This window comes from Methylobacter tundripaludum SV96 (genome assembly GCF_000190755.2).
Taxonomy (GTDB): Bacteria; Pseudomonadota; Gammaproteobacteria; order Methylococcales; family Methylomonadaceae; genus Methylobacter_A; species Methylobacter_A tundripaludum.
The window spans coordinates 2,166,689-2,179,228 of record NZ_JH109152.1; the positions used below are offsets into that span (position 1 = coordinate 2,166,689).

The window sequence follows — 12,540 nt, forward strand, 5'->3', positions numbered from 1 at the left end:
CGTAGCGAATAGGGAGTGTTGTTTTTGTTATCGTCCAGCCCGGATTCAGGTGGCGTGATAAAAATAGCTAGAGTATGGAGGTTAGAGGAAGCGGATCGTTCAGGCAATTAGTAGAATCACCTAATTTGATGCTTCCATTAAGGGCCTGCGTAGCTAAGAGTAGCTGGATGGAATAAGCGTGGATTTACCGCGAAGAGGACTGTTTGCTTCGCGGTAAATAAAAAAGCGGGGGGTTATTCGGAACGGGCTTTGCTCATCTGAATCCTGGCGCGCACCAGTGTGGTAATGACTACAATCAATAAAGCCGCCAGTGAGAGTTCCAGCACCACGAATGCGGCAATTTTGAAATAGGCAAATAGCGGATCGACAAATCGGACCAGCCAGCCGCCTGCTTCATCGGCCAATGCCGCCGCGTATGTCGAGCTGCTTAGCCAGATTTTCAGCCGCACCGAGAACTCGGTCATCAGCATTAAATGGGTTAAGGTCAGCACCAGCATGCCCATCGAGAACAGATGAAAATGCGAAACTTCCAGCATGCCCTGATAACTGCGCGGCTGGGTAAACTGTTCTTCGGAACCCAGATAATAGGCAATTACGGAATCGGGCGTTAAGTCCATATGATGAAAATACATCATGCCGTTACTGACCCATAACAACGCGATATACACCAGAAACATTAACACCAGGGCATTGAGTAAGGATTTGCGATGCTGCTCGCCGGTAACAAAATAACGCATTAATGTTGACCCTGATCTTTTACCAGAATTTGATAAATCGCCATCACTTTGCGAACGCTGCTGACGGCCGCTCGGGTGCTTAAGGTTGCGCCGCTGATGCCGTCGACACCTTTATTAAAATCCATTTCCGCTAACGGACGCTTATATAACTGTTCAAACCAGCGTTCCGGCGGTTGATATTCCGGCGGCTCATGGAAAGCGAGGGTAGTGACATTGCGTAATTCGCCATCCGCGGTCAGCACTATCATCAAGGTTTCCGGTTTGGTTCGGACCGTACCGGTTTCAATCGCCGCATAACCGAGTACCTTGCCTTGATCTTTGCCGACATAGAACGTAAACAGGCCGGAATCGAGTTTAACCTTGGCCAGCTCCTCGATTTTGGCGACTTGTTGCTCATCGGGGAATAACGATAACTGCTCGACCTGTGCGCTTTTGCCGAACGCCAGTTCCAGCGCTTCATTCTTGCTGTAAAAGATTGTGGCGAAGCTTGGGGTTACTGCGGTCAACAGCAATAAAAAGAGAATAAAAAATCCCCCTTGCCTGATTGTTTTCATAGTGTGTCTCGTTTGCTGAATTGATTAAACTTAGGTGGATAAACGCAAATAGTTTAACACCACCAACAAACAATTTACCGCAAAGAACACGAACGGCGGCAGTCGTTCGTGTTCTTTATGCCGAGAAATGCTGATGAGTTAGAAAATAAAGCCGAAGCCCAAGTTGAAATCATCCGGCAAGCTGCCTTTTTTGGCCGTGAAATTGCGATAATCGGCTTTGATGACGACATTGGGGATGGGCTTGTATTGCAAGCCGAACTGGTAAATTTTCTTGTTTTTCGTTTCATCGTCAGAAAAGCCGACCGGCGCGGTGGCGATAGTATCCAGCTGTTCATAACGGAAAAATGGCGCCAGATATTGCGTGGTATTGGGACTCAGCAACGGCAATATGTCGTAACCGACTTCGCTGTACCAACCGTAGTTTTCTTCGCCGATGGTTTGGCCTTTGGCGGCACTCAGCACGCCTGCATCGTCGATATGTCCCCAGGAACCTAAAGTACGGAACTCCAGTCCGTGATATTTCCATTGCACATGGCCTTCATACAGCTGGATAAAGGCGTTGACGTTCTGTTGGGCTTTCGTCGTTAGATTGGTAAAGGTTTGATTTTGCCCGGAGTTGCCCAAATACGCGGAGCCCCCGAATGACAAGCCCGGCACCACGGCAGGCGCATAATCCAGTCGTCCGACAAACGCCAGGTCTTCGGCTTTGGCCTGACTGCCTTGCTGCCTGCCGGAACGGATGCCGTCAGCAGTAAAATTTTTGGCGTCCAGGCCGTTTACGACATAGGCGGTATAAGTCAGGTTCGGCAACACTTCGCCAAACAGGCCTACGCCAACATCACGCCAAGTACTCGGGAGAATCTGCCGCTCCACTTCAGGGCGGTTATTGCCGAAATAAAACGGCGGTTCGTGAATCAGGTTGACGAAACCCATCGGCATTAACACCATACCGGCGCGAACATTAGCCATCGGATCGATAAAGAAATCCAGCGCCGCAAACTCGACCGATACCGAGCCGCCATTAGCGGTCGAACCGTGCTCAAATTCAAGCTCACTGTTAAATAAAATACTGTCAGTGAACTTGTAACCGGCATACAACACCATTCGTTCAAAATCGGCATTATCATTCTTGGTTTTTTCGTCGCCGACGGTGGCCTGATAATTGGCTTCGCCGTAACCGCCGATCGACAGACCTTTGCCTACCTGATAGACCTTGGATGCCGCAGGTCCCAAGCCATAAGCGCTTTTATACTGGACTTCATCCGGAATAGTCAGGTTGGTGCGCAATTTCTCAACTTCCTGGCTCAAGACATCGGTTTTTCGTTCTAAAGTTTTTACGTCGGCACCGGCCGTTTTGGCTGGAACAGGGGCCGCCTGCATCCCTGCTTTCATTTCATCAATTTGCTTTTGCTGTGCCTGGATGATTTTCCACATATCTTCCATAGTCTGCGGTTTTTCCAGTGCGCTGGCAGGCGCGCTCAAAGTGACAAGTGCTGCTAGTATCCCGCTTTTTAAAAATTTATTTTTTTTCATTGATACGGCCTCTCACAAATAATGGGTAAAAGCAGTATAAAGTAAATGGTTATGATGACGCAAACGATTCTTATTTAAGACTTAAAATGTGGTTTTAGTGCTTGCATTCTTAAGTTGATGCTTGAGAAATCAGTTCTACTCGGTAATATTGGGCCGCAACAGGCGATTAATGGGGCGAGTCGGTATTAAATTTGTTTTGTAACTGCAAGACCATGTCTTTAATCGCCGTTTCCTGCGCCATGATGCTCTCGCATAAGCGGAATTGGCTGATTGCGCGTTGTAAGTTTTGCTCGGGGTCTGTGACCTTGAAATACCGATTCCCTTCCAGGTAATCGGTATAAAACCGGATGCCTAATTCAAAGGGAATCAGCCGGATGGCGGGGTATAAATAGCGATAATCGTGTTCGGTAAAAAACGAGCAGGCTTCGTTCAGGTAGCTTTTTAACAGGGCGGCGCAAATATCCGGATTAAATCTGACCGGATCGGCACTGTAACAGCAAGAGCGCAGACAATCGCCAATATCGTAATGAACCAGGCCCGGCTTGACGGTGTCCAGGTCGATAATGCTGACGATTCTTCTGCTGTGCTTATTAAACAGGAAGTTGTTTAATTTGGGGTCGCCGTGAATAACCCTCAATGGCAGCAAACCCTGCTTTTTGGGAGCCTCCAGATCATCGGCGATAGGCTGAAACCGGGTGATAAAGTCAGCGCAATAACGCTGATCCGCGTTGGCCGGTTGCTGCCTAACCTGATGATAACGCTTTAAATAGCCCGGCGTTATATGGAAGCCGGGCAGAGTGTCATGCAAAAGCAAGGGATCAAGATCGCTAAGCAAACGGTGAAAATGTCCCAGTGCAAATCCGGCCTGCTCCGCGTCACTGATAGAGCCTATAGTTTCAATGCTTTCGGTATCGGCGATAAAGCTCAACGCCCGCCAGCAATCGCCGTTTGGCTCCTGATAAAGCGAGTCGTTATCTCTAGTCTTTAAAATTTCCGGAATTTGCAGCATGACCGAAGCATCGGTTTTTTGCGCTATATGCCGATTAAGCGTAGCCAGGTTGGCCATGATTTGTTCAGGCTTAGGAAAAACCGTGCGGTTTATGCGTTGCAGAACAAACGGGGATGATGATGTTGCGACCAGATAAGTGTCATTGATCAAGCCATTACCGAGCGGGGTTATCCCGGTAACGGCATTAGCAAACCGGCTGGCGATGGGGAGTAATGTGTTCATCAAAATACAATTACGGGAGAGGACGTTCCATCAAAAATCTGATCCGTAGGAAAAACAGAGTCCACGAAAATCACGAAAATCACGAAAAAAAGCAAAATAATCGTGTTGTGAAATTGTTCGTGTTTTTCGTGCCTTTCGTGGACAATTCTTTAAGCAGATTCCCTGGCCTTGATTAATGCCGTTAACGTCTTCAGCGCCTGCCCTCGGTGACTCAGCGAATTCTTAACGTCCGCCGGTAATTCCGCCGATGCGCAGTTTCGCTCAGGCACCCAGAACACCGGATCATAACCGAAACCGTTTTCGCCGACGGCGTGATCCAAAATCCTGCCTTCCCAAACGCCTTGGGCGATCACAGGACAAGGATCATTCGCATGCGCCATAAACACCATCACGCAGATAAACCGCGCCGTGCGCAGTTCATCCGGTACGCCTTCAAGTTCCCGCAACAGCTTGTTCAGATTATCCTGATCGTTGGCGCCAACTCCGGCATACCGGGCCGAAATCACGCCGGGCGCGCCGTTCAGGGCGTCAACCACCAGCCCTGAATCATCGGCTATCGCCGGTAACTGGCAATGCAACGCCGCATTTCTGGCTTTCAAAATGGCGTTTTCTACAAAGGTAGCGCCGGTTTCTTCCGCGTCGATAACATTAAACGCGGATTGCGGAACGATAGGATGATCCGCCAGTATCGCCTGAATTTCCCTGATCTTTCCGGGATTGCCGCTGGCCAGGACGATTTTTTGTAATGTCGAAAAGGTCATTTATGATTTTCTATCGCGAACCGTTGTTTTTCCAGCAATTCCTTGATGCCTGAACCTGCCAGCGCCAGCATTGCGTCCAGCTCTTCTTTCCTGAACGCATGACCTTCAGCCGTACCCTGCACTTCAATAAACGCCGCGGCGTCGTTCATCACTACATTCATATCGGTTTCCGCGTTGCTGTCTTCGGCATAATCCAGATCCAGCACCGGCACGCCGTTATAAATGCCCACAGAAACCGAGGCGATTTGCCCGTGCAGCGGATTGGTTTTGATTTGTTTGCGCTTGAGCATTTTTTGTACCGCCAGCGACAGCGCGACAAAACCGCCGGTAATCGACGCGGTACGGGTTCCGCCATCGGCCTGCAACACATCGCAATCGATCATGATGGTGTGTTCGCCCAACGCCTTTAGATCAATCGCCGCCCGCAAGGACCGGCCAATCAAGCGTTGAATTTCCAGAGTGCGTCCGCCCTGTTTACCGTTACTGGCTTCACGCCCCATCCGGCTGTGGGTCGAACGCGGCAACATGCCGTATTCGGCGGTAATCCAGCCTTCGCCTTTGCCCTTAAGAAAGCGCGGCACACTCCTGTCGACACTGGCCGTGCAAAGCACCCGGGTATCGCCGAATTCAACCAGGACAGAGCCTTCTGCATGTTTGGTAAAACCGCAGGTAAATTTGATGTCTCTTAGTTGGTCCGGGTTACGTCCGCTTGGTCTCATAGTTGTTCCGCTGAAATGAAAACCGCACAGTATACCTGAACAGCGTGCTGCCCGGCTGTGCAATTTAGATTCGTCAACGGCCAGCAAGAGTCTGCTGCAATGCCAGGGCAAAGAAAAATGACTGAAATAGCCGTCGGCCTTAAATTTTTGATTGAGCAAAGCAGCTTCAGGCTTGCCATGACACTCTAAATGTGTCCGAGCTGAGTGTTTTTTAACCGAAGCATTGGCGCTGCAATGTCGATTAAAAACAGTGTGGTAAGTGTCGTAACTATCGGTATTCGTATGGATAGCGTCGAAAATATTTCCATGAGACATTGAGACCCGAAGATGTTGTGCTTCAGCTTATACGTTTCATTGGGTTATATTTTGCCCGATTTAAGCAATTTTTTACCGAAGCGTTACTGTTGCAATATCGTATGAAAACAGTGTATTAAGTGTGGTAATTGTCAGTATTCGTACGGATAGCGTCGAAAATATTTCCATGAGACATTGAGACCCGAAGACGTTGTGCTTCAACTTATACGCTACAAATATAAATATTAATTTAATGACTAAAAATAAATAAATAAAGCTAAACCTATTGAAAGGTAGGGACAGAAAGTTACGGTTCCAAAACGGAAAGCCGGACTGCCGAAGGTAACCTGCGTTAAGGTTATTAATACAGTTAGGCTTTGCTGTTTGGTTGGTCATTTCGCGGTGTACCAAAATGCGACATAACTAAATCTGAATTAAACAACAATCAGCCTGGCTCAATGCGAGAATGCAGCTATGGCAGTCAAACAACATCTTATAAAAACGTGGCTTCCACAAATTTCACCCTCATTCACTCTCAGCTCTGTCAATCCTGAGATCATACCCGTCTTAAAGACCTTCGATGGCGCAGTACCTTACGGGGCTTCAACAATTTCCATTAAGCATCGAAATCATTCCGTCACAGGACGAGAAGATATGTTTTCAATGCTAACAATGACTACCCGCGCAACAACTTAACCCGAGAAACCCAATTAAGGCGGTACGTCGGCACCGGAGCATATTTACTAGCTCCGGAGATGGTTTTTGCTATGCAAAAAATCTGATGATTCACCGATAAACCACCCGGTACAGGGAGTCCCTTATCACGGAAGCTTTTCTCATTTGTTCATAATTATTAAGCAGGAGCTTACTTCGATGAATAAGAAAAAATCTAAGACGCATGTCCATCTGCTCAGCTCCAGAGGGATAGTACAGACGATATTATCATTGGGATTGCTGGTTTCAGCCTTCGGAACAACACAGGTTTATGCGCTGAGCCTGACAGTTCAAAGCCGAGATGGAAACACGACGATCGCTGACTATAAATACATCATCAACGTCGACAATACCGGCACCACAGAACAGCTCAGCCCTGCGGGAGGGTGTTCGCCTGCTGATCCCGCATATCCCGGAACGGTGTCCGACCCGAACAGGCCGTGCAACTGGGTCTCGATCGCTGGCGTACCAGGCTCCAGCCCGATCTATACGCAGGGCGATCAGAACGACATCGCCGATGTTAACTTGACCAATGGAAAGTACCTGATTTCCGTACTGGCCGACGGCTACAAACTCGACGGCGTACACGTTACAGCGCCAGTGAGTAACGTGACTGTCCAACTGCAGCCTAACGGTGCATTACCAAGCGCTACGATCCAGGCCGCGGTGTTCGAGGATATCTCGCCGACCAACGGCGCGCCAGATGTACCCGCAGAACGTGGCTTGGCAGGATTTGTGGGCCATATCACCGACTATATTGATGAGGTCACTACTGACGTAAACGGTGATCCGCTGTGTGGAGGTCAATGCGTTAGCCAATGTTACGTCGTCGTAAACGGGGTAGACGTAGGCACTGTTGCTCCTGTTGATGCCGTAGGCCATTGCCCGACTACCGACGCGTCCGGAAATACCGTCGAAGGCAAGCTCAAGATACCTAACTTGGGTCCTAACCGCTACGCACTGTCCATTACGCCGCCCAATGGTTCCAATTGGCAGCAGACGACAACGCTGGAAGGCAACCTGGATTGGGATAGCTGGGTCATGGAGGGCGCAACAGGACTGGATACGGAGTTCGTTGTCGCGGGCGAACCCTTCCCGGCCGCCATTTTCGGTTATGTACAATCGAAAAATACATTATCGGGTGGTGGCGGATCGATTTCAGGTTTCATTGACGCCGTAAAGGTCTACGTTCCAACCACGGGCGGTGTCGGAGGACTCCCTGGAACAATTTGGGGAGGTTTGGCTGGTGCAAAGATTGATGGCCCAGTCAAAAACCCTTGGATCGCCCTGACCGACTTGACGAACGGAGACACCGCCGTATGGATAGGCCAAGGCGACGCCAACGGTCATTTTTCGATTCCGGGTGTCCCTGAGGGGAACTATACCTTGACCTGGTGGGATTCCAACTTGAACTATATCCTCGACCTTGTTCAGCTCTCCGTGGGTCCTAATGAAAGCGTCGATATGGGCGTGCTGCCGCTGACCGGCTGGTGGAGCAAGTTCGAAGGGTACGTCTATAACGACACCAATAAGAACGGCAAGAAAGACCCCGGTGAAGCAGGGCTGGCTAATTATCCCGTTAGCATGAAAAAGCGCGAAAATTCATTAATGGACCGTGGCGCTGTTACTGTGACTACCGACGCGAACGGTCATTATGTCATGGAAAACGCCTATCCGATGACGCAGTGGCTGGTTATGGAGGCTTATGATGACTTGCACTACAGCACCGGCATCACCTATCAGGCCGACAACCAGCCGAACGAAACGACCGTGCCGGGCGAAGGCGTGGATGTCAGCGTGTTGCCCATCATCGGCCTGTCGGGCCATCTTGACTGGGGCAAACACAGCTATGAAGCCGGCACCAACGGCGGCATAGTCGGCACGGTCAGCTACGACACCACCCGCAATGAAACTGATCCGCGCTTTGCAGCCGTGGAGGCTTGGCAGCCGGGCGTTTCCAATTTGCCTGTTAAACTTTATGCGCCTGTCCCTTGTGGCACCAATACCGGGGCACCGTGCGACGCAAGCGGTCGCTATGAGTTGGAGGTAAACGGTGCTTTCAAAAAAGCAACTGTGAGTCCGCTTCAAACCTACATCACCGAAACCTGGCAGCGGCCCAGCGGCTGCGTAGCTCGCGATGTCGACGGCAACCCCCTTGTCGGCCAGCAGGTTTTGCCAGCCAACCCGGCCGCAGAATGCCTGGAAGGCCCGCTGATGGGCATACAGTTCGGCCCGATGCCCGACAATCCGGCGGCCCCGACCAATTTCGGCGCGGCAGTGGACGGCAACTACGGTTTTGGCGGACTTAGCCCCGGTGATTACCTGGTCGAAGTTGAGGTCCCGAACGACGCACTCGGCCGGCCGCTGTATAAGTTTACCAGGGAAGAAGACATCAATATCGCCAATGGCGATACCTTTGTGCCGCAAATCCCGCCACCGGAATGCGCCGGTCCGCTGCATGAGGTCGACGTGGCTGGTTACGGCACCGACAACTACGGTCCGCTTGTCGGAGACGGCAATACCGTGCCGGTTGGCGTCACCGTGCCCGCATCAACGCCGACGGTAAATTCAACCTTCGTTAGTATCGGAGGAAGTCCATATGAGGGTCAGCCTAAGCCCCTGTGCAACATGAAACTGGTGCATGTCAGCAACGGCAAATCGGTTGCCCCAAGTTTCACTGTCTTCACCGACGTACCTATCCCAGCGCGTTTCTGGGGCCTCATTGTCGACGACCTCAACTTCTCATCCGATCCGAAGGCGCTGAATTATGGGGAAAAGGCTGGCGTGCCGTTTGCACCGGTCGGTATTTATGACTGGTCCAACAAACTGGTTCATACGGCCGAGTCGGATTTCAACGGCTTGTTCGACGTGCTGTTACCTTCCACCAACCGCATCAGTTGTCCAACGCCTTCCGGTGTTTGTGCCAATCTCTACCGTTTTGTCGGTAACGATCCAGGCACTCCAGGTAATCTGAATCTGAACTACCATCCGGAGTTCCGCACCATCGCGGCAGAGTTCGAGGCAATCCCAGGCTTAATCGTTCCGGCTGACCTAGCGCCAACGCAGGTCGGTGTCACGGTGCAATTACCGGGCGGCCAGGTCGCTCAGCCCTTGAGTTGCCCTCTTAATATATACACGGGTCCAAATGCCACGCCACCTGAAAAGTTGGTGCCTGAGTTGATGGCTGTGTCGACGCCTGTTGTTACTCGGCCTTCTGGGACAGCAACGGTTGCTGTCACGATCCAGGGCGACAATTTCGGCACCAAGACCGGCCCGGCCAATGTCTATCTTGATAGTGTGCCTGTTCCGACGGCAGCATGGACGCCTACGTCAATTACCATGCAGATAACCTCCAGCGCCGCTTTTGTTGGGCCGCACCAGCTCACTATCGTTTCGGCCAATGGCCAGAAGACGGTGAACGGTCTGACTTTCCATGTGCTTGGTGGCAACTACATGCCGAACGTCATCACCGTGGGGCCTGGCATCAACACCCTGACAAATCCCCATGCAATCCAAAACGCATTGGATGCGGCTGCCGTTAATACACAAACGCTGGTAGTGGTTTATCCCGGCGTGGCGGATGCCAATCCGCGGGCTAATCCACGCGGCGCGTATTACGAAAACTTGATTATCCATTCGCCGGTGAAACTGCAAGGCATAGGACCTGGAGGGATTCGGAGCGACGGTAGCACGGTCGCAGGCACTATTATTGATGGTAGTGCTTTTGCCGGTGATACCCAGCAGGCGACCGACTGGCGCACTACGGTTGCCAATCTGGCCTGGGTAGGGACACAGACAGTATACGAAGGCGCGGTGATTACCGTGTACCCGCAAACGAGGACGCAGTTCGGTTCGACGTTCAGAGCCAGTATCGATGGTCTGGACCTGCGCGGTGGCGACCAGCAGGGCTTTCCCACCAACATTAACCAGATCGGAGGTACACCGACAGGCTTAGCGCCTAATGTCGTGACCCAAGGCGGGGCTATTTTCGCCAACGGCTACGCCCATTATCTGCAGATCACCAATAACGTGGTCCAGAATAATGGCGGCGCCTACGGTACAGTGCGTGTCGGTACGCCGAATCTACAGGGCAATGACGCCAACGAAGGCACCGATCAGCACAACGACAACGTGCGCATTGCCAATAACCGCATTATTGCCAATGGCGGTACCAATTTAGCGGGAGCTGTCGGACTGTTCGCCGGAACCAGCAATTATGAGGTGGCCGGCAATGACATTTGCGGCAACTTCTCGGCGGAGTACGGTGGCGGTATCAGCGCCTATGGCCTCAATTACAACCGCGCAGCGTCTTTTAACAGTACCACCAACTTCGGCGGCAAGATCCATCACAACCGCATTTACCTCAATCGTTCTTACGACGAAGGCGCCGGCATCATGATCGCCGGGGCACTGCCGTCCAACCCAGACAATCTCTCAACCGGGGCAGGGCCGGTTGCCATATACAGCAATCTCATCCAGGGCAACCTGGCCAATGACGACGGCGGCGGCATACGCTTTTTACAGGCAGCGGCGGACTGCGCACCGGCGGCAAATACGTACACTCCGTGCAACAGCGATGTTTATAACAACATGATCGTGAACAATGTATCGACTCACGAAGGCGGCGGTATCAGTCTTAACGATGCGCCGGCTGTTCGTGTTTACAACAACACGATCATGAAGAACATCACTACCGCCACCGCAGTCACCAGCACAGGTTCTCCGGCGCCGGCGGGACTTTCCACTTCATTAAATAGCGCTCAGTTGCAGGCTGCGCTCGGAAACCCGGTAACCAACTGGAGCAATCCTTTGTTGTTCAACAACATTTTCTGGGACAACCGCGCCGGAGCGCGCTCCGGCAGTACTGTCACTGGTATTGGCGCAGCGGGTGATGCCACGGCGCTAAACCTTTGGGACCTAGGCGCATCGGATACCAGCGGCCTATTGGCGCCGACCAACTCCATCGTGCAGCAAAACGCAGGACAGTATGCGTATATTACATCGGCGACTAACGCTAACTCGGATCCACAAGTTGTCACACCCTACGACACAATATTGGATTTTGCGGCATGGCGGACCAACCCGGCGTTCATCGGCGCGATTCTGGTATCCGCGGATTTGCCGCCTACGCTCTTGGGAGACTACCACCTGCTGGCGGGGTCTACGGCTATCAATTTGGGCGCAGGTAGCAAAAATGGTGTAAATGCGCCTGGCCTCGACATCGACGACGGTGCCCGTACGGGATTGCCAGACTCCGGTGCCGATGAACAAGGTATTGTCGGTTCCATACCGGGCGGCGGTGGCACACCGGGTGGCGGTGGTGGTGGCACTCCAACACTGCCGGCGCTGGCAGTATTGGATAACTTCAACCGTGCTAATGCCAATACGTTGGGAGGGAATTGGAGCCAGATTGTCCTTTTCGGTAACGCGGCAATACGTGTCAACAGTAGCCAAGCGGTTGATTTGCTGTTGCCTGGTGCCGCCTACTGGAACGGTATCGGCAACAACTTCGGCGCCAACCAGGCGGCGGCCTTCACCTTCGCCAACACGACGCTGAACAACGCAGCGTTGGTGCTAAAGGCAAGCGGTGGCTCCGCATCGATACCGGCAAACTTCATCCGTGTGCAATATCAAACGGCGAGTGGTGGCAGAATCGTTGTGCAGACGACAACTAACTCTGGCGGCTCCTACAACACCCGTGCCACATTCACCGCCGGCGCCAATTTCGCCAACGGCAACACGCTGAGCGCAGTCGCCCGGGCGAATGGCACCGTGGAGGTCTATAAGACCGCAGGCACCACCACAACACTGGTCGGTAGCGTCATTATTCCGATGACTGGGAGTGGTGCGTGGACGCAAGGCGCAAGCGGTGGCCGAATCGGAATGCAGCTCCCAAGTAGCGCGAGGGTCGACAATTTCAGCGGCGGTATGGTGCCGTAAGCTTGGTGATGGAAAAAGGGGGGCAGCCAGCCCCCCAACTCAGCCCAAACGAATTCT

The 12,540-nt window shown here is 52.1% G+C and carries 7 protein-coding genes and 1 riboswitch; of the genes, 1 reads left to right on the forward strand and 6 read right to left on the reverse strand.

The window, feature by feature from the left end; all coding sequences use genetic code 11:
* Positions 1 to 233 precede the first annotated feature (233 nt).
* The 6 genes from METTU_RS09795 to rph form a co-directional block, all read right to left on the reverse strand.
* Positions 234 to 737: an Aq_1264-related membrane protein gene (locus METTU_RS09795; RefSeq protein ID WP_006891305.1), complete on the reverse strand. Its 504-nt coding sequence runs from the start codon at positions 735 to 737 to the stop codon at positions 234 to 236.
* Positions 737 to 1,291, reverse strand: coding sequence for an FMN-binding protein (locus tag METTU_RS09800; protein WP_006891306.1), 555 nt, complete (start codon positions 1,289 to 1,291; stop codon positions 737 to 739). The genes METTU_RS09795 and METTU_RS09800 overlap by 1 nt, the downstream gene beginning before the upstream one ends.
* Before the next feature lie 138 nt (positions 1,292 to 1,429).
* Complete coding sequence (locus tag METTU_RS09805) at positions 1,430 to 2,824, reverse strand: putative porin (protein WP_006891308.1); 1,395 nt, start codon at positions 2,822 to 2,824, stop codon at positions 1,430 to 1,432.
* Positions 2,825 to 2,990: 166 nt separating this feature from the next.
* Positions 2,991 to 4,055 carry a phosphotransferase enzyme family protein gene (locus METTU_RS09810; RefSeq protein ID WP_006891310.1) on the reverse strand — a complete coding sequence of 355 codons (1,065 nt, stop codon included), beginning with the start codon at positions 4,053 to 4,055 and terminating at the stop codon, positions 2,991 to 2,993.
* A 149-nt stretch (positions 4,056 to 4,204) separates the two neighbouring features.
* Entirely contained in the window at positions 4,205 to 4,816 is a 612-nt protein-coding gene (gene rdgB, locus METTU_RS09815; protein WP_006891312.1) for an RdgB/HAM1 family non-canonical purine NTP pyrophosphatase, read from the reverse strand.
* A complete protein-coding gene (gene rph, locus METTU_RS09820; protein WP_040580354.1) occupies positions 4,813 to 5,535 on the reverse strand; it encodes a ribonuclease PH in 723 nt (240 codons plus the stop codon). Before rph ends, rdgB begins: the two co-directional genes overlap by 4 nt.
* A 560-nt stretch (positions 5,536 to 6,095) precedes the next feature.
* Positions 6,096 to 6,170: riboswitch (cyclic di-GMP riboswitch) on the forward strand.
* A gap of 532 nt (positions 6,171 to 6,702) precedes the next feature.
* Between rph and METTU_RS09825 the strand changes: the two genes are divergently transcribed.
* Positions 6,703 to 12,483 carry an SdrD B-like domain-containing protein gene (locus tag METTU_RS09825; RefSeq protein WP_006891315.1) on the forward strand — a complete coding sequence of 1,927 codons (5,781 nt, stop codon included), beginning with the start codon at positions 6,703 to 6,705 and terminating at the stop codon, positions 12,481 to 12,483.
* Positions 12,484 to 12,540 lie beyond the last annotated feature (57 nt).